Origin of the sequence: Brevibacillus reuszeri (assembly GCF_001187725.1) — a bacterium.
Taxonomy (GTDB): domain Bacteria; phylum Bacillota; class Bacilli; order Brevibacillales; family Brevibacillaceae; genus Brevibacillus; species Brevibacillus reuszeri.
Map to the genome: position 1 here is coordinate 69,646 of NZ_LGIQ01000009.1, position 22,385 is coordinate 92,030.

Annotated in this window: 22 protein-coding genes; 18 read left to right on the forward strand and 4 right to left on the reverse strand. The window is 48.3% G+C overall.

From position 1 onward, the window contains the following. Window positions 1-5: 5 nt before the first annotated feature. Complete coding sequence (locus tag ADS79_RS14880; RefSeq protein ID WP_049739226.1) at window positions 6-1,679, reverse strand: PucR family transcriptional regulator; 1,674 nt, start codon at window positions 1,677-1,679, stop codon at window positions 6-8. 174 nt (window positions 1,680-1,853) lie between these two features. On the opposite strand from ADS79_RS14880, the gene ADS79_RS14885 reads away from it, so the two are divergent. From ADS79_RS14885 to ADS79_RS14910, 6 genes are all read left to right on the forward strand, one after another. After that, window positions 1,854-3,362 (forward strand): CoA-acylating methylmalonate-semialdehyde dehydrogenase, encoded by a 1,509-nt coding sequence (locus tag ADS79_RS14885; RefSeq protein ID WP_049739227.1) that lies wholly within the window; start codon window positions 1,854-1,856, stop codon window positions 3,360-3,362. 13 nt (window positions 3,363-3,375) lie between these two features. Next, on the forward strand, window positions 3,376-4,740 hold the full coding sequence (locus tag ADS79_RS14890; protein ID WP_049739228.1) for an aspartate aminotransferase family protein: 1,365 nt from the start codon (window positions 3,376-3,378) through the stop codon (window positions 4,738-4,740). Window positions 4,741-4,970: 230 nt separating this feature from the next. After that, window positions 4,971-5,552: an LOG family protein gene (locus tag ADS79_RS14895; protein ID WP_049739229.1), complete on the forward strand. Its 582-nt coding sequence runs from the start codon at window positions 4,971-4,973 to the stop codon at window positions 5,550-5,552. Window positions 5,553-5,728: 176 nt separating this feature from the next. After that, complete coding sequence (locus ADS79_RS14900; RefSeq protein WP_049739230.1) at window positions 5,729-7,045, forward strand: hypothetical protein; 1,317 nt, start codon at window positions 5,729-5,731, stop codon at window positions 7,043-7,045. 234 nt (window positions 7,046-7,279) lie between these two features. Beyond that, on the forward strand, window positions 7,280-8,533 hold the full coding sequence (locus ADS79_RS14905; protein ID WP_049739231.1) for a hypothetical protein: 1,254 nt from the start codon (window positions 7,280-7,282) through the stop codon (window positions 8,531-8,533). Window positions 8,534-8,558: 25 nt separating this feature from the next. Beyond that, window positions 8,559-8,747, forward strand: a complete 189-nt coding sequence (locus tag ADS79_RS14910) for a hypothetical protein (RefSeq protein ID WP_049739232.1) — start codon at window positions 8,559-8,561, stop codon at window positions 8,745-8,747. A gap of 5 nt (window positions 8,748-8,752) precedes the next feature. On the opposite strand, the gene ADS79_RS14915 is transcribed toward ADS79_RS14910, so the two are convergent. After that, window positions 8,753-9,190 (reverse strand): hypothetical protein, encoded by a 438-nt coding sequence (locus tag ADS79_RS14915; protein WP_049739233.1) that lies wholly within the window; start codon window positions 9,188-9,190, stop codon window positions 8,753-8,755. Window positions 9,191-9,199: 9 nt separating this feature from the next. Continuing rightward, the gene (locus tag ADS79_RS14920) at window positions 9,200-9,712 is read right to left on the reverse strand and encodes a hypothetical protein (protein WP_049739234.1); all 513 of its coding nucleotides are present in this window, start codon (window positions 9,710-9,712) and stop codon (window positions 9,200-9,202) included. A gap of 187 nt (window positions 9,713-9,899) precedes the next feature. On the opposite strand from ADS79_RS14920, the gene ADS79_RS14925 reads away from it, so the two are divergent. The 6 genes from ADS79_RS14925 to ADS79_RS14950 all read left to right on the forward strand — a co-directional run bounded on the left by ADS79_RS14925 (window position 9,900) and on the right by ADS79_RS14950 (window position 17,471). After that, entirely contained in the window at window positions 9,900-11,246 is a 1,347-nt protein-coding gene (locus ADS79_RS14925; protein ID WP_049739235.1) for an NAD(P)-dependent oxidoreductase, read from the forward strand. An 88-nt stretch (window positions 11,247-11,334) separates the two neighbouring features. Further along, window positions 11,335-12,612, forward strand: a complete 1,278-nt coding sequence (gene preA, locus ADS79_RS14930; RefSeq protein ID WP_049739236.1) for an NAD-dependent dihydropyrimidine dehydrogenase subunit PreA — start codon at window positions 11,335-11,337, stop codon at window positions 12,610-12,612. Window positions 12,613-12,725: 113 nt separating this feature from the next. Beyond that, on the forward strand, window positions 12,726-14,111 hold the full coding sequence (hydA, locus tag ADS79_RS14935) for a dihydropyrimidinase (protein WP_049739237.1): 1,386 nt from the start codon (window positions 12,726-12,728) through the stop codon (window positions 14,109-14,111). 36 nt (window positions 14,112-14,147) lie between these two features. Beyond that, window positions 14,148-15,038 (forward strand): nitrilase-related carbon-nitrogen hydrolase, encoded by an 891-nt coding sequence (locus ADS79_RS14940; protein ID WP_049739238.1) that lies wholly within the window; start codon window positions 14,148-14,150, stop codon window positions 15,036-15,038. Between the two features lie 90 nt (window positions 15,039-15,128). Next, window positions 15,129-15,653, forward strand: a complete 525-nt coding sequence (locus ADS79_RS14945) for a hypothetical protein (RefSeq protein ID WP_049739239.1) — start codon at window positions 15,129-15,131, stop codon at window positions 15,651-15,653. Between the two features lie 105 nt (window positions 15,654-15,758). Further along, a complete protein-coding gene (locus ADS79_RS14950; RefSeq protein WP_049739240.1) occupies window positions 15,759-17,471 on the forward strand; it encodes a methyl-accepting chemotaxis protein in 1,713 nt (570 codons plus the stop codon). Between the two features lie 90 nt (window positions 17,472-17,561). Here the strand turns inward: ADS79_RS14950 and ADS79_RS14955 are convergent, their stop codons facing one another. Further along, entirely contained in the window at window positions 17,562-19,052 is a 1,491-nt protein-coding gene (locus ADS79_RS14955) for an NCS1 family nucleobase:cation symporter-1 (protein ID WP_049739241.1), read from the reverse strand. Between the two features lie 249 nt (window positions 19,053-19,301). Between ADS79_RS14955 and ADS79_RS14960 the strand changes: the two genes are divergently transcribed. From ADS79_RS14960 to thiE, 6 genes are all read left to right on the forward strand, one after another. Further along, a complete protein-coding gene (locus tag ADS79_RS14960) occupies window positions 19,302-19,892 on the forward strand; it encodes a GNAT family N-acetyltransferase (RefSeq protein WP_049739242.1) in 591 nt (196 codons plus the stop codon). 96 nt (window positions 19,893-19,988) lie between these two features. Further along, window positions 19,989-20,402 (forward strand): DUF3054 domain-containing protein, encoded by a 414-nt coding sequence (locus tag ADS79_RS14965; RefSeq protein ID WP_049739243.1) that lies wholly within the window; start codon window positions 19,989-19,991, stop codon window positions 20,400-20,402. A gap of 67 nt (window positions 20,403-20,469) precedes the next feature. Beyond that, window positions 20,470-20,601, forward strand: a complete 132-nt coding sequence (locus ADS79_RS36415) for a hypothetical protein (RefSeq protein WP_255323679.1) — start codon at window positions 20,470-20,472, stop codon at window positions 20,599-20,601. A 113-nt stretch (window positions 20,602-20,714) separates the two neighbouring features. Next, window positions 20,715-21,077, forward strand: a complete 363-nt coding sequence (locus ADS79_RS14970; RefSeq protein ID WP_049739244.1) for a hypothetical protein — start codon at window positions 20,715-20,717, stop codon at window positions 21,075-21,077. Next, entirely contained in the window at window positions 21,049-21,690 is a 642-nt protein-coding gene (locus ADS79_RS14975) for a thiamine phosphate synthase (protein WP_236699991.1), read from the forward strand. The genes ADS79_RS14970 and ADS79_RS14975 overlap by 29 nt, the downstream gene beginning before the upstream one ends. Next, window positions 21,687-22,349: a thiamine phosphate synthase gene (thiE, locus tag ADS79_RS14980; protein ID WP_049739246.1), complete on the forward strand. Its 663-nt coding sequence runs from the start codon at window positions 21,687-21,689 to the stop codon at window positions 22,347-22,349. Before ADS79_RS14975 ends, thiE begins: the two co-directional genes overlap by 4 nt. Window positions 22,350-22,385: the final 36 nt, after the last annotated feature.

Here is a 22,385-nt window from a genome sequence, read left to right on the forward strand (position 1 = left end):
GCAATTTAGTGCCAAGGCTTTTCCCTTTCTTTGCTATCGCTTCCCACAGGTGTGCTCTCCTTACTCAACCAGTCCAGCGCGCGCAAGGCGATTTCTATGCAGATTCGGCGATTTGGTGTCGCATAATCATCTCCCAGACACTCCGAAATTTTCTCCAGTCGATGATAGAGTGTTTGGCGATGAATGAATAGCTTTTCTGCTGCCTCTTGTTTGGAGAGATTGGTATTTAAATAGACCCGAAGCGTATGCACCAGCTGTGAGCCGTGCTCTTCGTCGTGGGCGATGAGCGGCCCGATGTAGTCATGTATAAAGCTCTTCAATACCGGCTCATACGGCACGTGAAAAAGAAGGCGAAAAAGGCCAAGATCAGAGAAAAACGGACTTGGCGATTCGTGATGAAAGGCGAGAGCCTGCTCTGCCTCCGCAAGATGCTTGCTTGCTTCCGACAATCGTCTGCCCACCCTTCCCACTCCAAATGAAATCAGTGTGTCTGCTCCCATAATGGAGGTCGTAATGCGGGTAATTTCTTTCATCGCTTTTTCGAGGAGCCGACGCGTATCGGGGGTCGTGTTTTTTTCCAGTAACAAAAAATAAAAACGATTGCCAATGCAGCGAATGTAGGTACGAAAGCCAAGCCTGGTCAAAAGCGAACGAAAAACAGCAGTCAAGTCATGAGGAGGCAAGGAATCAGAATGAGTAGACAGTTTTTGTTCAAAAGACATCATCATGGCGTGGTACGTCGGTACTTTGGAAGTTCCAGATAAGCCAAGGAGCGAGCGAATTTGCTCCTCTGGCATGGGACGACTGGCGATCAAATCATCGAACAAGCGCTGCTCGGTGGCGCGGGCTTGCTCTTCTACAAACATTTTGCGCATCAAAATTTGTGCCATGGCGCTAACGGTATTATCCAACGTGAGCTGCAAATACTCGTCCGCTTTTCGTTCATACAAGACCATCCCGACATAGGCAAGCAAATGCCCCATAGCGATGACTGGTTGATAAAAAATCCGTTTAGTCTCGGTCAGATCGAAAAAATGAGCACTCGCGCTTGTGGCTGCATCAGCAGGAAAATGTGTGCGCATGAGCTCTGCCAGCTCTGTTTGTACAGCATGGGGTGGAGATGGGACAAACTGGGGTGCTGTCCCGGGAGAATAGATGAATACTTGCGTTTGGACTGCTGACTGAAAGTGCTGCAAGAGCTTTGGGATACCTTGCGCCTGCAGGCTGAGCTGCTGCAAGCCGCGAGAATACGTCTCCAGATCGCGCAAGGCTTGCATTTGACGGTTGATCAAATGCTCATGCAAGTCCTGTGTAATATCGACGAATCGCACAGGCTGATGAAAAACAATCACAGGAAACTCATGGTGATTTGCCAAATCCAGCATATCATCTGGAATATGAGGGAAATACGTGCCAAGCTCCAGGCAAAGTCCTGCCGCCTTCCTGCGTATCAGCTCGGATAAATAAGCGAGTCGTTTTTCGCGCGCCTCACCGAATCCGAGTCCGGTAGAAAGGATCAGTTCCCCACCATTCAAGAATTGCCCGGTATCCGCAGACTCGAGCACGTGCACCCAGCGGATCGGATGTGTTAGTCCGCGATGCCCAGCGACGACTTCTGATTGCTGGAACAGAGGGCGCTTGATCGCTTCGGCGATGGTTAAACGCCAGTCGCTGCTCATCAGTTTCCTCCTCTCATGCCACTGCAAGAAGTGAATAGGGGGTTCATTCCGTATATCGATGGACACTCTGTATGATAGAAGATAACGAATGTTTGGCGCTTTGTCTAGTGATGACAGGCATTATTTTTGGATAAAATGGAATTGTCAATCAATTGAGCGTGAGGAGTTGAAAGGATGAACACAGTAACTGTTGGAAATCCGTTGAAAAACTATATTGGGGGACAATGGGTCGAATCACAAACAACCCGCTATGAGGATGTTCCCAATCCTGCTACGGGTGAGCTGCTGTCACGAGTACCGCTGTCTACCAAGGAAGATGTGGACCAAGCTGTGCAGGCTGCCAAAGCGGCTTTTCCCTTGTGGAGCGCTACGCCGGTTGTAGACCGTGCCCGTATCATGTTTCGATTCCAAAGCTTGCTTTTGCAGCATCAGGATGAATTGGCACACATGATTACCTTAGAAAATGGAAAAAATCTCCCAGAAGCACAGGCTGAGATGCTGCGCAGTATTGAGATGGTCGAGTTTGCATGTGGAATGCCGACGCTATTGATGGGGGAAAATCTGCCGAATATTGCAGGCAGTATCGACAGCCAAACGATTCGCTTTCCGCTTGGAGTCGTTGCGGGAATCACCCCGTTTAATTTCCCTGCGATGGTGCCTATGTGGATGTTCCCGATTGCGATTGCTGCGGGAAATACTTTTGTTCTCAAGCCATCTGAGCGTACACCTCTGTCCTCGATTCGCATTGCGGAGCTGTTGAAAGAAGCGGGCTTGCCAGACGGCGTATTCAACGTAGTGAACGGTGCTCATGATGTCGTAAACGGCTTGCTAGAGCATCCAGATGTCAAAGCGATTTCCTTTGTGGGCTCGCAGCCTGTTGCTGAATACGTGTACAAGACTGCAGCGGCAAACGGAAAGCGCGTTCAAGCGCTGGCAGGAGCTAAAAATCATCACTTGGTCATGTCTGACGCGGATTTGCGACGCGCGGCCAAGACGATAACCAGCTCGGCTTTTGGTTGTGCAGGCGAGCGCTGCATGGCGGCAAGTGCTGTTGTAGCTGTAGAAGAGATCGCAGATGAGCTGGTACAGTATCTGATCGAAGAGTCCAGTGCTTTGGCTATGGGTAATGGCCTTGAGGAAGGAATTGACTTGGGACCAGTTATCCGCGATTCCCATTTGGCCAAGGTGCATGATTATATCGACAAAGGTGTGGCTGCAGGAGCCTCGCTTGTTCGGGATGGTCGCGAGGATGCCAAAAACAAACCAAATGGCTATTTCCTCGGACCTACTATCTTTGACAAAGCGGACGCAGAAATGGTGATCGTTCGCGATGAAATTTTCGCCCCTGTTTTGAGCGTGATGCGTGTCAAGGATTTTGAGGATGGACTGGACACGATCAGCAAATCGCGTTTTGGCAACGGTGCCGTTATTTATACGAACAATGGCAAATGGGGAAGAGAGTTTGTCCAGCGCGTAGAAGCAGGCATGGTCGGAGTAAATGTGGGAGTACCGGCACCAATGGGCTTCTTCGCCTTCTCTGGCTGGAAGGAGTCATTCTATGGTGACCTGCATGCAAACGGCAAGGACGGCGTGCTCTTTTTCACCAAGAAAAAGACGGTGACTTCGAGATGGTTTGATGACGGCGATACGAGCATTGGCTCGCAACGAATCTTTGTAAAATAAGGGGGAGCTCAGGATGGAACAAGATCAACTGACACAATCTTATGACAAGGACAGCTTGCTAGACTCGGACCGGTCACATATGTGGCATCATATGTCGCCATACAATCCAAACCCGATGATCGTCACAGAGGCAAGTGGCTCCTGGATTACCGATATTGATGGAAACCGCTATCTCGACGGCATGTCAGGTCTGTGGTGCGTCAATATCGGCTATGGACGACAGGAGCTGGCGGATGCGGCGTACGAGCAGCTCAAGCAGCTGGCTTATTTTCCACTGACACAAAGCCACGTGCCAGCAATCAAGCTGTCAGAAAAGGTCAGTGAGTGGCTGGGTGCAGAATATCGCGTCTTCTTTTCAAATAGCGGCTCTGAAGCCAATGAAGTGGCTTTTAAAATCGCCCGCCAATTTCATCATCAGAACGGGGAGCCAGGACGCTACAAATTCATTTCCAGACATCGTGCCTATCACGGAAATACGATGGGCGCACTTGCTGCGACCGGCCAATCTATCCGCAAAGAAAAATACGAACCGCTTGCACCTGGATTCTTGCATGTTCCACCGCCGTATTGCTATCGCTGTCCAGTAGGGAAGTCCTACGGAAAATGCAGTATGGAGTGCGCGCAGTTCTTCGATCAGGTGATCAACTGGGAAGGCGAAAAAACTGTGGCAGCCGTCATCATGGAGCCGACAATTACAGGTGGCGGTGTGATTGTTCCTGCACCGGAGTACATGCCAAAGGTTCGCGAGATTTGCGACAAGTACGGCGTATTGATGATCGTAGATGAAGTCATTTGTGGCTTCGGACGCTCCGGCAAAAAATTTGGACATCAAAACTTCGGAGTCAAACCGGATATCGTAACGATGGCAAAAGGGATTACAAGCGCGTATTTGCCACTGTCTGCCACTGCTGTGCGGGCGGATATCGCAGACAAGTTTAATGAACAGGGTAACAACCTTCACTTCCGCCATGTAAATACATTTGGTGGCAATCCGGCAGCCTGTGCACTTGCCTTGAAGAATCTGGAGCTCATGGAGGAAGAACAGCTTGTTGAGCGCTCCGAGCAGCTAGGGGAAGAGCTGCGCGCCAAGCTGGCATTTTTAGCCGATCATCCGTTTGTCGGTGACATCCGCAGCTTTGGTTTCTTGATGGGTATTGAAATGGTAGAGGACCGGAAGACAAAAGAACCTGCAGCTCCAGCAAAATTGACACAGGTTATTGCTGAGTGCAAAAAGCGCGGGCTGATTATTGGGCGAAATGGCGATACGATTCCTAGCTTCAATAACGTCCTCACCCTTTCTCCACCGTTTTCAACGACAAGTGATGATATTGATTTTATTGCCCATGTCATGAAGGAAGCGTTCGAAACATTGGAATAGAACCATCAAAAAATGTTACACAAAAATAATATTTGCAGCCGCTACCAGCTCGTTTATGGGGGAAACCCAGCGAGGTAGCGGCTTTTTTACATGAAATGAAGTCTGTCCCAGACCGAAAACGGATGAATCACATGTTTCTGCTCTTTTTGTATTTTTGTATAATAGGACCATACGCAAAGAGTGGCAATTGTAGAAAGCCGTTCTACTTCATCGAATCTTGGGAGGATAACATGAAACGTATCTGTGTATTTGCAGGATCAAATCCAGGGGTGAATCCAGCTTTTGAGCAGGTTGCGCAAGAGTTGGGGCGGGAGCTGGTCACACGTGACCTTGATTTGGTGTATGGTGGGTCCAATATGGGATTGATGGGGCGCGTAGCCAATGCAGTCCTAGCAGCAGAAGGAAAGGCAATTGGAGTGATGCCAACTGGCTTGTTTCGTGGAGAAATCGTGCATACCGGTCTGACTGATTTGCATGAGGTAGGTACGATGCATGAGCGAAAAGCCATGATGAACGATTTGTCGGATGGCTTCATCGCGCTGCCGGGCGGATACGGCACGTTCGAAGAAATATTTGAAGTGATCAGCTGGGGGCAAATTGGTATTCATAGCAAGCCGATTGGTCTTTTAAATGTGGCCGGCTTTTACACTCCGTTAATGGAAATGGTCAATCATGCAACCTTGGCAGGTTTTATCCCCGCCATGCAAGGAGATCTCGTCATTTGTGAGAGTGACCCTGCAGTGTTGTTGGATCGGATGAGAGATTACAAGCCGCCTGTCAAAGTCAATAAATGGTCGGAGCTTGAAAAGTAGTCAATAAAGAAAGCAGTTCACCCTGGGGCTCCAGGGAACTGCTTTTTTTCAATTCCTTTGTATGAGTCCTTGACAACGCACAAGGATAGATGATAAGGTATAGCAATATTCCCTAGTAAACAAATAGGAATAATATTAATATGGCACAGCTTCATACATAAGAGGGGGAACCACAGATGAACAAGTCTACCAAATGGGTACAGCTTGCCGCATCGGCAACATTGCTCACAGCGCTCGTATTCCCGGCAGTTGCTGGAGCAGCAGGTCAACCGGTTGCTTTACTGAATCCTGCAGCAGCTCAAGCTGAGTGGAATAGCTATGTAAAACAACAGTACGGCATTACTTTCGCCAAAACGGTTACGCGTGATGAATTCGCGAAGGCATTGGCAAAGATTAGTGCATCTACTGCTAGTATAGCGGAGAAAGAAGCCGCAGCCAAATCTTTCTTGCCGGAAGTAAAAGCAGGAACAACCAAGCTCGTAGCTTGGGAAGCAATCAGCGCAGCAGTGAAGGCAGCGGAGCTAAAGGAGCTGGCTTACACCTATAAGGAAGACAAGCTAGCAGCTTCGCTAAAAAAAGCGGGCCTGACATACAAAAAAGACGGAGCACTGACTCTTTCTGCGGCACAAGAGCTGGCAGTTGCGATTGATACCGGATTGGTAAGCGCTTCGACACTCTCTTCCTTGAAAACGGACGGGGAGGTAACGGCAGACTTAGCTAACCAGTTGCTCGGCAAGGTTGCAGAGTTCCACGGAAAGTACAAAAACTATCTGGGCACGACTTCCGAAGAGAGCATTTATGGCAAGTTGGCTCAAGCATGGAATGAGTCCCAGCTGATCAAGGCAGGAGCTTTGCAAGATCTGGTAGACAAAGGCTTAAAGCAAAATTTGATTACAGGCTACAATTTGAAGGATGCTGCGTTCGACCCGCATTTTGACCCAGAGCGCACGATTACTTATGGTCATAGCGATATTGTTCATGCGATTCAGCTCATCGGTCTGCTGAAGAGTGAAGGCATCGATGCAAAAGTGCAGTTTGAACCAAAAACATCTGCTTTCATTTACTTGAAAGAGTGGGGCGAGCCAGTCCAAACCGATGATTATCAGGTCGTTCAAATTGAGAATGGCAACTTTATTGCCTATGCAAAAGAATACGATCTGAGCTTTGAATTTGCTTCTGTAGAAGAGAAAAAACGTTTCCAGCCACTCGTTTTGCAGTATGCGAAAAAAGATGACGAGGATATGACTGGTCTTTTGAAGAGCTCTTGGTGGCAGCCGCTGTATCATTCCCGCACAGAGCTTGCCGACTATCCTGTCATTACAAACAACGTGTTGAAGCAGGGACGCTTTGTCGTCCAGTCCTTCTCGCTGAATGATCAATCTGCAAAAGTGATCGAAGGCTTCAAAAAGCTCGACAGCAAGGTAGAAGTTGAATCCTACAAGTTTTGGGTTGATCAACCGTTTTATAACTACCTGATTGGTGAATATAAGTAAAATCTAGTGCCTCTACTTCCTGTTCAATGAAATCCAATTTTAAGGATTCTTTGGATGGGTCGAGAGGCGCTTTTTTATTTGTACAATTGACATGAAGCAAAACGTAGGGTATTTTGGAAAAACGTTGAAAATTGCTTGCTCGGTTTTAGGAGAAAGTCTGGTATAATTTAGGGATAAGCCATTCATGGCAATGACGACAGCCGATATTAGGCGTAGAGCTTGGGAGGGAATACAGTGTCGAAGAAGCACCTGATCCTTCTGCTGTCCTGCTTCTGCTTTGCGACAGAAGCTTCTGCAGAGAGTTTGAGCAGTACACCAACAACTCAGGTTTCCGTACCTGGAACCACGGTACAAAATGCTCAAGTCCTGACGAAAGGGCTTTTGGTAGAAACCTTTTTGACGAACGCATGGAAAAAAGACTCCCTCACAAATCTGCTCGGGAAGTCGCTTGCAAGCTTTGATGATTATGAGACATATGCAAATGCAATCAAGGTTAGATGGGATGAAAACAACCGAGCCTACGGTATTCTGGTTGATCCTGCGTACACGGGTGAGATCGTCAAGGGGATCACTGTCAAGACCTCCAAAAAAGATTTCACACGCCTGCTTGGAACTCCTGCATTCGTTGATCAGACCAATGAGCTACTGGGCTACCAATACGAAGGCTACTATTTGTTTGCTACCTTCGCCCAAGAAAAAATCAAAGGGATCTCAATCTACCGTCGTGATCAAGCAAAGAATACAAGTACGCTGATTGATATGGCAAAAAATTTGCAAGCCTATGGAGAGAAGCTCTCGTCTCCTTCAACTGCTCAAACCTTTTCGATTTTTGGAGAATGGGGAGCACCCGATTTTACCCATCATTTGCACGGGATCGGGACGTTCGCTTGGGAGTATCCATCGCTAGGGATTGCGTATGATGGTTTAGAGGAAGACGCGACCCTGACCATTTACAGCAATTTCTCAGCTAAGAATGATCTTGCTGCCATAAAAAATGCGAAGAACGTCGTCTTTTCCAACCAGGATGCTATCTTCCTGGAAGAACAGAACCGGGTCGTTTGGGAAAAAATCATGATTCAGTACGCCAAAAACGAGGGAGTGGCTTCCCCCGATAAACAAACGATCGCCCTGATTGATTCTGATGGGTTGTATAGCTCCGCCAATATTCGTTTTTATCGGAAAGACTTTACTCCGCTCACGCAGCTGTACCCAGGCTATTTTGTGGATGATGTCACTTGGCTGGACAATCACTGGATCTTGTATACGACAATGGAGGGCAGCGGCGTTTTTAATCAGGTCACAGGTGAGCATATTGTGCTGCTTTCCCCAAATAAGAAGCCAGAGGGCTTGTCGGATTTCTACGATGTTGATCGTGTGAGCGTAGATATCAAAAATAAAGCCATCCTGTTTGATTTAGCTTCTGACCAGCAAAAGCCATTCAAGCTAACCTATCAAATTAATGGGAATCAAATCAAGTTTTCCAGATAAGTGGTTTGCTTAGGAGGTGTTTCGCATGGAAGTGTTAGATGCACTGGAAGGACTCGGAAGCATAATCAAAAAAGGTGCGACTCTTACCATTAGAGTGCTTGCTGGTTCGGGAGAGCTTTTGGTCAGTCTTTTTGAGTATTTTTGGAATCGGAAGGAAAAGGATCGATTTCGCAAATGGAAAACGCCTGCCGGACCACAAGGTAGACAAGGATAGGACATTTAGGCATCGGAGGACTTGGATAGAGGAGAGGCATTTTCCTTTTGCTCATCCTGTTCAGCCAAATAAGAACGCATACCACGGATAAACAATTCGCGGATGACCTCCTGCTGTGTTTTGCTGTTAACGTGTGAACGGATTTGCTCCAGTTCAGCCACCAGCTCTGAATCGAGATGCAGGTTGACCGTTTTCCCCTTGCCACGTGGGTGTACCTCGCTATGAGTCGAGCATTTTCGCAGATGGCCTTCTATGACGATATTTTGAGTTAGTTGTTCGAGATCAGGCACATACAGGCAGGGTGCCTCCAAAATAATATGGGTCAGTTCTTCGCTAAAACGAATTGCGAGGGGCTGCCCCTTTTTTTTATGATAATCGCGGATTTGTCGCGATACTTCCTGATTTTGTACCGTATTTTCCAAAGTGATCGTTGCGAGCTCCATAGCGCCTCCTTATGGGAGAAACAAGTCTTCCTCAGCAATCGACGAAAGGATCTCTCCCGTTGCTTCCAGTTGAACTTGATAGGAGAAGTTCTGATCGTAGCGTTCGATCGCGGTGACCAAGCCTGATACCTTCTTCTCTGCAATCCGAATCTGCACACGATCCAAGACATCGTAGAGAGGGAGGAGGAGGCCTTTTTCATGAAGAAAGCGAAAAACGGCTTCACGCGGATATAAAAATCGCTTGTTTCCTTGCTTGCTGACAAGAAGTGGAAAAGCCTCTCGTTCGTCAACGACTTTGCCCAAATAGCCTTGATCCGCCCACCTCTTTATCGTTGCCATACTCCCGACTCTGCCTTTTCGGGATTCCAAAAGCTCCAGAATTTCACGCGAAGAGAGGTATACGGTGCGTCGCTCGCATTGTGTGACGTAGGCATGATGCTCCGCTTCGAGCTCGGCTAGCAATGTTGTTGCTTCCGTTACCTGGCTCTTAAGCCGCGCAATCTCCTGTTCGTAATCCCTCATTCGTTTCCTTCCTCTCCATCATCTTTCTTCCAGCTTATTCGTCCGTGAAATCATTCATTCCATGACAGAAGTAATGATTTCGTCATGCAGGTAGTGAAAAAGGAAATGAAACAATCATAAAATGCCAAAACGCCACATTGATTAATAGCAAGCTAGTTTTTAGATCAGGTAAGGAGGTTGTTAAGAGATGGGCGTCTCCAACGAATTGCAGAAAAATTTTATGGAAGTCGTACCAGCTTTAAAGCCAAAGGAAGCCATCGATGAAGCAAATCGTTGTCTGTATTGCTATGATGCGCCCTGTATCAAGGCGTGCCCGACTTCCATTGACATCCCTTCTTTTATTCAGAAAATTGCGACTGGTAATCTCCATGGCTCTGCTCGGACGATCATGGATTCTAACCCAGTGGGGGCAAGCTGTGCCCGTGTATGCCCAACCGAAGAGCTATGCGAGGGCGCCTGTGTGCTCAATCACGCTTCCAAACCGATCATGATCGGGCTGCTCCAGCGTCACGCTACAGATTGGGCAATTAACAACAAGGCCGCATTGTTTAAAAAAGGAGAGGACAATGGCAAGCGTGTCGCAATCATAGGGGCAGGTCCAGCAGGCTTGTCAGCAGCACGGGAGCTGGCGCGGCTTGGCTATCAGGTAACGATTTTTGAAGCAAAAGAAAAAGCGGGGGGCTTAAATACGTACGGGATTGTATCCTTCCGACTGCCTCAGGAAATATCTCTCTGGGAAGTAGAGCAAATAGAAGCATTGGGGGTAGAGATTCGGACGAATACGCGTATTGGAGTAGATGTGCAGCCTGAGGAGCTGTTGACTGACTATGACTCCGTATTGCTTGCTGCAGGAATGGGAAATGTGCCGAATCTCCACATTGCAGGTGAAGACCTGAGCGGTGTCCTCGATGCCATTAGCTTGGTGGAGGAGACAAAAACGAAGCCATTGACCGATGAGATGCTCGGCAAAAAAGTAGTGGTCATCGGAGCAGGGAATACAGCAATCGACGCGGCAACCTGTTCAAAGCGGATGGGAGCAGGCAATGTTCAAATTTTGTATCGACGGACCGAGCATGAAATGTCCTGTTATCAATTTGAATACGAGTTTGCCAAACAAGACGGTGTGGAATTCCGCTGGTTAGTCGCTCCGACTCGCATTATCGGAGAGAACGGCCAAGTCACTGGTCTGGAATTGATACGAATGGAATTAGGTGAACCGGATGAAAAAGGACGAAAGCGTCCGGCGCAAGTACCGGGCAGCGAGTTTGTCATTGATGTGGATTTTGTTGTCAAGGCGATCGGCCAAACACGTCATCAAGCGATGATTGAATCGTTTGGCATTACCCATAAAAACGGTGTAGTGACTGTGGAAGACGATACGTATCGCACCAGTCATTCCAAAGTATTTGCCGCAGGCGATGTCATTTTTGGTGGCGGGAAGACAGATGCGATGGTTGTAGATGCTGCAAACCATGGAAAGCGAGCCGCTCACGCCATTCACCGTGCACTCAGCGATCAGAAGCAGCCGGTATAAAGCAAAGAGGGGCCTTTGATACAAGGCAAAGCTTGTGTCAGAGAGTACGGCGATTCAACAATCGCTATAAAGATGGAGGAGTCCTATCATGGCTGATCTTCGTATAAATCTGGCGGGCATCACATCCCCGAATCCCTTTTGGCTGGCTTCCGCACCTCCAACCAATTCCGGATATCAGGTACAGCGTGCATTTGAAGCGGGCTGGGGTGGAGCCGTCTGGAAGACATTGGGTGAACCGATTATTAACGTGACTTCGCGCTTTGCTGGTTTGACCTATGGCGGTCAGCGCGTATTCGGATTTAACAACATCGAGCTGATTACGGATAAACCACTCGAGGTCAATCTCAAAGAAATGGATGAAACGAAAAAGCGTTTTCCAAACCATACGCTGATCGCTTCCCTGATGGTAGAGCATACGCAAGAAGCGTGGCATGAGATTGTCAAAAAAGTGGAAGCAATTGGTGTCGATGGACTTGAGCTCAACTTTGGTTGTCCGCATGGAATGGCAGAGCGCGGAATGGGCTCAGCGGTCGGGCAGCATCCTGATCTCATCCGTCAGCAAGTGGAATGGGTAAAGGAAGTGGCCCAGACGCCAGTAATCGTCAAGCTCACCCCCAATATAACCGACATCCGGTTTACAGCTCGAGCGGCGAGGCAGGGCGGTGCAGATGCCATCAGCATGATCAACACGATCAACAGCTTGATGGGTGTGGATTTGGACAAATGGCTGCCAATTCCTCATGTGGATGGGAAGGGTGCGCATGGTGGTTACTGTGGTCCTGCGGTAAAGCCGATTGCGCTGAATATGGTGGCAGAATGTGCCCGCGATGCTCAGATTGGCATCCCAATCTCAGGAATCGGCGGGATATCGAATTGGCGAGATACCGTTGAGTTTTTACTTATGGGTGCATCTGGGGTTCAAGTATGTACTGCGGCTATGCATCACGGGTTCCGGATTGTAGAAGACATGATTGACGGGCTAAACAACTACCTGGATGAGCGGGGAATCGCTTCTGTCATGGATATCGTCGGAAAAGCCGTACCGACGTATTCAGATTGGGGACACCTCAACCTCAATTACAAGGTAGTGGCTAGAATCAACGAAGAAACCTGTATCAATTGCAACAAATGCCATATCGCATGTGAGGACACTTCCCATCAATGCATTGATATCATAAGCGATGCTGCGACGGGAAAAGAACGACTTGTTGTGCGTGAAGAAGACTGTGTAGGATGCAATCTTTGCTCGATCGTTTGCCCGGTGGAAGGCACGATTGATATGGTCGAAATTCCGAATGATCTGCCACCGCTGAGCTGGAACCAGAGACAGGCAGCACTGGCTGCTGGTGGAACCTGCGAAACGTAAAGGAGCAAATGAGTAGGGAAGAAGAATGATTTAGGCTCGCCCCGCATAGCGTGTACTAGGGGAGGCACGTCTTTTACGTGCCTATTCTAGCGATGGAAAGGGAGGTAGCAGGCATGAAAAAATGGATTCGTAATGGCACCATTGTGACTGCGTCCGATACGTACCTGGCGGACATTCTGATTGAAGGAGAAAAGGTAGTCGCGATTGGCTCTAACCTGGATACGGTAGGTGCGGAGGTTGTTGATGCTACAGGCTGCTACCTGTTGCCGGGTGGAATTGACCCCCATACGCATCTCGACATGCCATTCGGAGGCACAGTTACGTCTGACAACTTCTTTACAGGAACGAAAGCGGCAGCATTTGGCGGAACGACGAGTGTAATTGACTTTTGCCTGACGAACAAGGGCGAGTCTCTGCATTCGGCAATCTCAACCTGGCATGAAAAAGCCAGAGGGAAAGCTGTCGTCGACTATGGGTTTCACTTGATGATATCCGATGCGAACGATCAGGTTCTCGAAGAATTGCAATCGGTTATTGCTTCTGATGGTATTACCTCGCTGAAGGTGTTCATGGCCTATAAAAACGTTTTGATGGCAGATGACGAGACCTTGTTCAAAACACTCATTCGTGCCAAAGAACTAGGGGCACTGGTTCAGGTTCACGCCGAAAATGGAGACGTGATCGACTATTTGACCAAAAAAGCTCTGGCAGACGGAAATACAGATCCTGTTTATCATGCGCATACTCGTCCTCCCGAAGCAGAGGGAGAGGCGACAGGCAGGGCGATTGCTTTGACTGCTTTGGCGGATGCCCAGCTATATGTCGTACATGTGTCGTGTGCGGATGCGGTAAGACGCATTGCCGAAGCTCGTGAAAAAGGCTGGAATATTTACGGTGAGACTTGCCCGCAATATCTCGTGTTGGATATTACTGATCTGGAAAAACCGGATTTTGAAGGTGCGAAATACGTATGGTCACCTCCTCTACGCGAGAAGTGGAATCAAGAAGTGCTATGGAATGCTCTGAAAAATGGCATCCTGCAAACGGTTGGGTCAGATCACTGCCCGTTTAATTTCTCTGGTCAAAAGGAATTGGGCCGAGAGGATTTTACGAAAATACCGAACGGCGGTCCGATTATTGAAGACCGGATGACCCTTCTTTTCTCGGAAGGGGTACGAAAAGGAAAAATCAGTCTCAATCAGTTCGTAGATATCACTTCTACGAAAGTAGCCAAACTGTTTGGGATGTTCCCGCAAAAAGGGACGATTGCGGTAGGCTCTGATGCGGATATCGTCTTATTCGACCCGATGGCTCAGCGTACGATTTCCGTTGAGACGCACCACATGAACGTAGATTACAACCCGTTTGAAGGCAAAGAGGTTTACGGGGAAGTCGTTTCGGTCTTGTCACGTGGCTCATTCGTTGTCCGAAACAAGCAGTTCGTAGGGCAAGCAGGAACAGGGCGATATATCAATCGATCCACCTTTGCCAGACCATAGAAGCGTGGAAAATCAGGAAAAGAGAGGAGGAGCAGAATGGGGAATAAAGTAAGCATCGGATTAATTCAAGCGAAAAACGACGTGCATGGAGACGAACCTGTTCATCTCCACAAAGAAAAAGCCATCGAAAAGCATGTCAGATTGGTTAGAGATGCTGCGGCTAAGGGAGCTCAAATCATTTGTTTACAAGAAATTTTCTACGGACCATACTTTTGCTCGGAACAAAATACAAAATGGTACGAATCGGCGGAAGAAGTGCCAAACGGTCCGACGGTACAGCTTTTCTCCTCCCTGGCACGTGAGCTGGGAACGGTTCTAATACTCCCGGTGTACGAAAAAGTGGGAATCGGGACCTACTACAATACCGCTGCAGTCATTGATGCGGACGGGAAGTATCTGGGAAAATACCGCAAACAGCACATTCCACATGTGGGAGTTGGAAACAACGGATGCGGTTTTTGGGAGAAGTATTATTTTAAGCCAGGTAATCTTGGATATCCGGTCTTTGATACGGCTTTTGCCAAGATTGGGGTCTACATTTGCTATGATCGCCACTTCCCAGAAGGCGCACGCTTGCTTGGATTAAATGGCGCGGAAATCGTGTTTAACCCTTCCGCGACAGTAGCCGGGTTATCGGAATACTTGTGGAAGCTGGAGCAGCCAGCGCATGCAGTTGCCAATGGCTATTATGTGGCAGCAATCAATCGGGTAGGCTTCGAGGCTCCTTGGAACATGGGCGAGTTTTACGGACAATCGTATCTTGTCGACCCGCGTGGTCAGTTTGTAGCGGTAGGAAGCCGCGATCAGGATGAAGTGATCGTAGCGGAAATGGACCGAGACCGAATTCACGAGGTAAGAGACACTTGGCAGTTTTATCGCGATCGTCGTCCGGAGACTTACGATGACATGGTAAAACTGTTGCCGTAACAAGGAGAGGGAGGTGCTAGCCAGGCACCTTCCTCGTTTTGGCATGAGCAGACAGGCTCCTATCACGGGGACATAAGGGGAGTTACAGGGATGAAGCAAATTGTTTATCGCGGTGTGGAACATGGAGAAGCCTTGCGAGTGGTACAGGCGCAGCGCTATGAAAGAGAGGAACGCCGCTTATTTCTGAATGGCGCCAGAGCAAAAGCAGTATTTGGCTCAGGCGTATATTTGGTGAGTAATCCTGAAATCGCTGCACAGTATGCCATATGTCATGCAGAGACAATGTGGGATAAAGCTGCGGTGCTTCGTCAGGAACTTTTGTTGCCAGGACTTTTTTGCCTGGACGAGCGTTACGGAGAAAACGAACTACGGATGGATGCTCTGCGTACGCGACATTCTACCAAAGACCTGAAATCTCGTACCCGAACGATGGATACTCAGGAGTGGCTGGAATGGACAGGCGATGAGGTGCGTCTATACCTTATTTCCTGTGGATACCGGGGGATTCGTTATCGAATCAGCCCGGACCTTACGTACTATATTTGCTATGAACCGGATGCCCAAATCAGCCAAATTTCTATTTTGTCTGTGCTGGATGTAAGTGAAATAACCTAAGACTATCGACTTGGTCGATAATGTTTGGTAAGATTAGACAATATTCGAGCTTTTTTTCAACCATATTCAACCATCACCATGAAACAGGAGGATTGCCAAACAAACATGAGTCTTTTTCGTAATCTAAGTACCCGAGCAAAAATGTTTTGCTTAATTAGCTTGATGGCTGTTTTCTTGATTGGTGTGGCCTTTACAGGATTTTACCATGTGAAAGCCTCTGGTGAACGAATCCAATCGATGTATCAAGAGCAATTGCTTCCAGTCAAATGGATTAACGACTGGCGCCAAGAGATTCGTGCGATTGATGGATTGATTTACAAAATGATTTTGGACCCGACTCCAGCGATTTTTGCAGAGTACAAGACTGAGTTGGATGGGCGGACTGCTTCTGCTGACAAAACGTTCGAACAACTGAAACATACCCATCTCGACGAAAAGGAACAAGAGAGCGTCAAAATTTTGCAAGAGCTGCTGGATCAGTATCGAAACGATCAAGCAGAGGTAGTCAAGATGATACAGGGTCAGCAACAAGAGCAGGCGTATGCGTACTACCGCTCGACTGACAAGACGCTGAACTGGATTAACCAGGAGCAGTTGCAATGGGCTACGTATAAGGCAGAGCAGGCCGAGGAGATTCGTCTGGAAAACGAGATGGATTCTGAATCAGGCATTACGTTCCTCATTGTAGTTGGGGCGGCATCAGTGATTTTGGCTGCAGTCCTTGGCTTTCTGATTGCTAGGTTGATTTCTGAGCCACTTCGTGTCGTACAAAAGAAAATGGAAGAGCTCGCACAAGGAAATTTAGCAGTTGAGCCCGTTACGTACGTGACGCGTGATGAAGTGGGCCGGTTAGGTGCTTCATTCAATGAGCTGGTCACCAATTTCCGTTCATTGATTGAACAAGTAAAAGTAGCCGGTGAACAAGTAGCAGCATCCTCAGAAGAATTGTCTGCTAGTGCTGAGCAGTCCGCTCACGCTACGGAGCAGTCTATTGGAAGTGTTCAACAAATTGCGACAGCATCTGAAGTCCAGTCTCAGCGTACCCAAGAGAGTGTACGAGTGATGGAAGAGATGTCGATCGCGATCGGACGTATTGCCGATACATCGAGTGCTGTTACGGAGGTTTCTGTAAAAGCAGCCCAAGATGCCGAGCAAGGAAATGTACAGATTCAACAAGCTGTTACTCAGATGAATTCACTCTCTACCTCAGTAAATCACGCAGCGGATTTGGTACAGCAATTGGGAGTTCGCTCGGAAGCAATTGGACAAATTGTCGATGTCATTACCGGAATAGCCTCGCAAACCAATTTGTTGGCACTCAATGCAGCGATTGAAGCTGCAAGGGCAGGTGAGCATGGAAGAGGCTTTGCTGTTGTCGCGGATGAGGTTCGCAAGCTTGCTGAGCAGTCAGAAGAATCTGCGCGAGAAATTGCACGTCTGATTGGTGAAATCCAGACGGAAACGACTCAAGTGGTTGGCGTCATGATTGCTGGTACAGAAGAAGCGAAAAAAGGGGCAATGGTGGTTCAGGAAGCTGGACAAACCTTCCAACTCATCGTAGCGAGCTCACAGGATGTAGCAGGCCAAATCCAGGAGGTATCTGCAGCTACAGAAGAAATGTCTGCTAGCGTACAGCAGGTAGCCTCTGCGATGGATGAAATGAACCGACTGGCAGAAGAAGCTTCTGTTCATACACAAGGTGTTTCCGCTGGTGCAAAGGAACAACTGGAGTCCATGCAGGAAATCGCACGCTCTAGCACGAATCTGAATCAACTCTCTCATGAGCTGCAAGAGTCGATCAGCCAATTTAAATGGTAAATTTGCACAGAAAAAGACTGACAATCCCTCAGACGGATTGCCAGTCTTTTTCGTTGATTCTGAAAGTCCAAACAGTTCGCAAGGCTATATTCAGGAGGCGCGGGAAGCATTTGGACGCTGTGTTACCTGCTCATAATCCTTTGCACTCATGATGGTGGCATCGCCCTTCATCATCCAGGTATAGAGCGCAAGAGAAATCAACAAGCCGATCGTCCAGGCGTTGTCCCAAATAATTTCCAATCCAGGGATTAACTTGCTGATAAACGGAATGGCGATACCGATGAGCATAGCCCAGATTGCCCGTGTATTGAATCCGGTTTTGTAAGAGTAGATTCCATTTGTTTTATACAATTCTGTCAAATGAATGCGTCTTTTTCTTACAAGCCAGTAGTCAGCAATCGCAATTCCATCGATAGGACCGAGTAATGCACCATACGTTCCTAACCAGAGGAAAATGTAGTTTCCAAAGTTTTCAAGGATATACCAAGGCTGCATCAGCAAAGAGACTACCCCTGCGATAATGGCACCAGCTTCATAGGTTAGACGGCGTGGTGCAAGGTTTTCGACGGCTCTGGCAGGAGCGACGATATTCGCTGCCACATTTGTAGTTAAGGTAGCAAGGATGATGCCGATTGTTCCGAGGAAGATGGCAAAGGGTGAAAATTTCGCTAAAACAGCTGCCGGATCCCACAAAGCTTCTCCATAAATAACGACGGTAGCGGAGGCAACGGCTACCCCGACGAAGGAAAAGCCCCCCATCGTGGTTGGCAATGAAGACGCTTGCCCAACGATTTGTGCCTTCTGACTCTTCGCATAGCGGCAAAAGTCAGGGATGTTTAAAGCCATGGTCGCCCAGAATGCGATGGCCCCTGTCAATGCCGGGAAAAATACTTTGAGGAAGTCCCCTGTGCTCGTGAATTTGGAAGGAGCGGAAAGCATCGGGCCCCACCCACCAGCTTTGGTTAATGCCCACACAAGCAAAGCAAGGCTCATGATAATCAAGATGGGAGCTGCCCATGCTTCCATTTTTCTGATTGCTTCTGGTCCTCTGTAGGCAACATAGACGTTTAAGAGCCAGAAGCCAAAGAAGGAGATCCATAGATGTCCAGGAACGCTTGCCCAGCCTGTCATCGACATGAGCAACGTATCGATGGCAGCACCTCCGAACCAACAGTTAATCCCAAACCAACCCGCACCAATCAAGCCACGAGCCACCGCAGGGATGTGTGCACCTTTTGAACCAAACCAAAGCCGCGCAAATACAGGGTAAGGAATTCCAAATTTTGTTCCAGCGTGAGAGTTGAGAAGAATGGGGATAAGGACAATACAGTTCCCGAGAATGATCGTGATAATGGCTTGCCACCAGTTCATTCCCAGTGAAATCAAACCTGCTGCCATCGCATAAGTCGGCAAACAGATCGACATACCGATCCAAAGACTGGCGAAGTTGTACGAAGTCCACGTATGTTCAGCCGAAGTTGTGGGACGCAGTCCTTCATTATAAAGTGGACTGTTTTTGATGAGGTCCTCGCCCTCGTTCGTAAGGGTAACGATCCCGTTTGATTCCGTTTGCGTTTTCATTGCGATCCCTCCTTTTCATTTCATTTTTGTCTCGCATCTGGACAATGCCCCGGTTTGTCTCGGATACAAGTTGTAACATTATATTGGGGGAGATAAGACCTAATTCCTCAAATCTGACAAAATGACGACAAGCTCTGATTTTTCGAAGGAATGCGATTGACAAATATCTCTCCGCCCTTTATCATTGAAAAAATTTCTGGGAGCTGTTCTGGTTAAGTCACGTGCCAGAACAGTAGAGGAGAGATGATGATGCTGCAAATCGCACCGGTTACATTGGAAGGAAAGCTGGTCCGTCTGGAGCCACTAGGTCCCGAGCATGTTGAGGGCTTATGGGAAGCGGGGAGGTTTGAGCAAATCTGGAGTTATATGTCGATTGCGATGCATAATCCAGAGGATACGCAATCTTTCGTCGAACAAGCTCTGCAAAATGCACAAGAAGGAACCGAGCTACCCTTTGTAATCGTCAGTCAGGAGACAGATAAGATTATTGGCAGCACGCGTTTTTTAGGCATCTCTCGTAAAGATCGAGGATTGGAGATTGGTTTTACCTGGCTCACCCCTTCCGTATGGAAAACAGCTGTCAATACCGAATGCAAATTCCTTTTGCTGCGTCACTGCTTTGAAGAGCTGGAATGTATCCGCGTACAGCTCAAAACCGATTCACGCAACCTCAACTCGCAGCGAGCGATTAAACGGATTGGCGGAATTCAGGAAGGCGTCTTGCGAAACCATATGGTCTTGCGAGAGGGATATATTCGTGATTCCGTCTACTTTAGCATCGTAGACAAGGAATGGCCGGCAGCAAAGGAAAAGCTGCAAATGTTGCTGTTTGGTGAATAAACGCTGCAGATGATTGTAGGGTGAAAGCAAGCATGTGTACAATAGGGAAGAACTACGTAAGACCTATTTCTGAAAGCATGGAAAAGAGGATTATGTATGAGACTGCGTATCTTGCCGGCTGGCTATGTATTGCTTGTCGGGGATCTGGTCGCCTTCCTGTTATTTGTATATTACGGAAAGCTGGCCCATCATCTGCCTGTTACGTTTATAGGGATCATGGAAACATTGACCCCCTTTTTGATCGGCTGGATCGTTGCGATGCTGCTTTTTCGTAGCTACAGTCCACGTGCCTATGAGACGGCAGGCCGTCTGCTGCTCTCCACACTTTTGACCTGGACCGTGGCAGCGCCCATCGGACTCGTCCTGCGAGCCTGGTGGACAGGTGTTCCGATCACACTCATTTTTACCGCTGTTACTTATTTCATCACACTCGCTTTTCTCTTGGGATGGCGTGTCCCATTTGCGATTGTATTTGCTCTAAAAAAACGCAGTCGTCGCATCGCTTCATAAACCTGTTAAAAGCAACGAGTAAAGTGTCAGCGATTGGTTACGCTATCTTGAGAGGGAGGTGGACCAATTGGGTAAAAATAACAACAGCAAGGATCTCGGGAAGAATCGTGGGCAAACACTTGATCAAAATGATCAAAATACAAACCTGCGACAATCCAACCACAATGATCGTAACGAGGGTACAAGCAAAAACCGCTGATTTCAGCGGTTTTCTTTTTTGCAACGCTCTCCAATTCGTAGAGGAAAAAGGGCGACGGGGAGATGGTTATGATATAATAGGGTTTGTTTTTTAAGCGAGTGGAGGGGAAAAGCGTGACGGAACCGATGCAGGATGTACAGCCGGTGACCTTGTCGTCACAGGCATTTTTAATATTGTGTCGTCTCTATGATGGTTGCTACGACGATCTCAAGCAGAACGAACCGATGAGAGAGATTGTCGAGTCCATTGCCGATATGCTCTTGGCCGGTGTAGAAACATTGGAAAAACAAGAGACGAAGCCGAAAACGATTACGTTCCCACTGACCGTGCAGCAGGCCTTTTTCCTGAGAAGGCTCGTGGTTGAATTACTGGCTCATGCACCACAGGGTGGAGAGGACAAATCAGCAGAGTGGTTGCAGGAATGCTTGACTGCCCTATCTGGAGGCGGTGTCCAATCGAATGCACCATCATCCTGAATTGCATGTGATTACGAATGGTCGCCAATCTCTGGAGCAAGTACTGGAGATGGCCGAAGAGGCTTATTCGGGCGGCATGAACTTTTTACATATTCGTGAAAAGCACCGGACAGCGAGAGAGTGCATGGATTGGGTAAAAGCACTCTCCGATGTTATTCCTGTTGAATGCTTGATCGTAAATGACCGCGTAGATGTAGCGGCAGCCAGTCAGTGTAAGGGGGCTCATCTCGCTTACCATAGTCTTGCTCCGCATGAAGCGCGTAAGGTATTGAACGAACAGCAATGGATTGGGAGATCTGTACACTCGATTGCGGAAGCGAAGCAAGCAGTCATTGACGGGGCAGACTATATGATCTATGGCCATATTTTTCCAAGTCACTCCAAGCCGGGTCTTCCACCTAGGGGAACGATTGAGCTGGCCCAGCTTGCGGCTGGTACGTCAGTTCCTGTTATCGGGCTGGGAGGAATAACACCAGATCGAGCTTGGGAAGTGTTGGAGGCTGGGTGTGCAGGTATCGCCGTCCTGTCCGGGATTACGGATGCTCTGGATGTGAAGAAGGCGGCATCGGCCTATCGAACGGCACTCAATCGTTGGGAGATGAGAGAAGGATGAGAAACAGGGACTTGTTGCGAGAGAAAATGGGTGTATACTTCGTGGTTGGATCGCAGGATTGCGGTTTTTCTCTGGAGCGTACCGCACAAATCGCTCATGAAGCTTTAAGCGGTGGAGTGGGTACCCTACAGCTGCGAGACAAAGGAAGCAACCTCACCGCAGATGAGCGCCTTGACCTGGGACGCCAGCTGCAAGCTTTGTGCCGGGAACATGGTGCATTGTTCTTCGTAAACGACGATGTAAAATTGGCTGTCCAGCTGCAAGCAGATGGAGTCCATGTCGGACAGGATGATATGCTGCTTCGCGATGTCAGAGAGCTGGTCGGGGAGAAAATGTACATTGGCGTATCCACTGCGACGATTGAGGAAGCCTTGCTCGCGCAGCGAGATGGGGCTGATTGTATTGGTGTCGGCGCGATGTTCGCTACTTCATCGAAAGCAGATGCAGGAGAGCCGATTGGACCGTCTGCAATATCTGCCATTCGTGAGGCAGTTGGCCATGAGCTGCCGATTGTAGGGATCGGAGGAATCACACGGGAAAATGCTGCCCACGTGATGCAAGCTGGGGCAGATGGCGTAGCCGTAATCAGTGCGATCAGCAAAGCAGAATCGCCAAAAGAAGCGGCCGAAGCACTATGGCAGATTGTACGATCTGTTTAGCACGGACAAGGTAATAATTACATATGGTAGTTTAAC

What these genes read in the sequence shown, in the direction of transcription:
- ADS79_RS14920 (WP_049739234.1), bottom strand. Translation starts at nt 9,712, where the DNA reads ATGAGGGATTACGAACAGGAGATTGCGCGGCTTAAGAGCCAGGTAACG.
- ADS79_RS14910 (WP_049739232.1), top strand. Translation starts at nt 8,559, where the DNA reads ATGGAAGTGTTAGATGCACTGGAAGGACTCGGAAGCATAATCAAAAAA.
- hydA (WP_049739237.1), top strand. Translation starts at nt 12,726, where the DNA reads ATGAAAAAATGGATTCGTAATGGCACCATTGTGACTGCGTCCGATACG.
- ADS79_RS14955 (WP_049739241.1), bottom strand. Translation starts at nt 19,052, where the DNA reads ATGAAAACGCAAACGGAATCAAACGGGATCGTTACCCTTACGAACGAG.
- ADS79_RS14895 (WP_049739229.1), top strand. Translation starts at nt 4,971, where the DNA reads ATGAAACGTATCTGTGTATTTGCAGGATCAAATCCAGGGGTGAATCCA.
- ADS79_RS14880 (WP_049739226.1), bottom strand. Translation starts at nt 1,679, where the DNA reads ATGAGCAGCGACTGGCGTTTAACCATCGCCGAAGCGATCAAGCGCCCT.
- preA (WP_049739236.1), top strand. Translation starts at nt 11,335, where the DNA reads ATGGCTGATCTTCGTATAAATCTGGCGGGCATCACATCCCCGAATCCC.
- ADS79_RS14885 (WP_049739227.1), top strand. Translation starts at nt 1,854, where the DNA reads ATGAACACAGTAACTGTTGGAAATCCGTTGAAAAACTATATTGGGGGA.
- ADS79_RS14940 (WP_049739238.1), top strand. Translation starts at nt 14,148, where the DNA reads ATGGGGAATAAAGTAAGCATCGGATTAATTCAAGCGAAAAACGACGTG.
- ADS79_RS14915 (WP_049739233.1), bottom strand. Translation starts at nt 9,190, where the DNA reads ATGGAGCTCGCAACGATCACTTTGGAAAATACGGTACAAAATCAGGAA.
- ADS79_RS14965 (WP_049739243.1), top strand. Translation starts at nt 19,989, where the DNA reads ATGAGACTGCGTATCTTGCCGGCTGGCTATGTATTGCTTGTCGGGGAT.
- ADS79_RS14960 (WP_049739242.1), top strand. Translation starts at nt 19,302, where the DNA reads ATGCTGCAAATCGCACCGGTTACATTGGAAGGAAAGCTGGTCCGTCTG.
- ADS79_RS14945 (WP_049739239.1), top strand. Translation starts at nt 15,129, where the DNA reads ATGAAGCAAATTGTTTATCGCGGTGTGGAACATGGAGAAGCCTTGCGA.
- thiE (WP_049739246.1), top strand. Translation starts at nt 21,687, where the DNA reads ATGAGAAACAGGGACTTGTTGCGAGAGAAAATGGGTGTATACTTCGTG.
- ADS79_RS14890 (WP_049739228.1), top strand. Translation starts at nt 3,376, where the DNA reads ATGGAACAAGATCAACTGACACAATCTTATGACAAGGACAGCTTGCTA.
- ADS79_RS14925 (WP_049739235.1), top strand. Translation starts at nt 9,900, where the DNA reads ATGGGCGTCTCCAACGAATTGCAGAAAAATTTTATGGAAGTCGTACCA.
- ADS79_RS14950 (WP_049739240.1), top strand. Translation starts at nt 15,759, where the DNA reads ATGAGTCTTTTTCGTAATCTAAGTACCCGAGCAAAAATGTTTTGCTTA.
- ADS79_RS14900 (WP_049739230.1), top strand. Translation starts at nt 5,729, where the DNA reads ATGAACAAGTCTACCAAATGGGTACAGCTTGCCGCATCGGCAACATTG.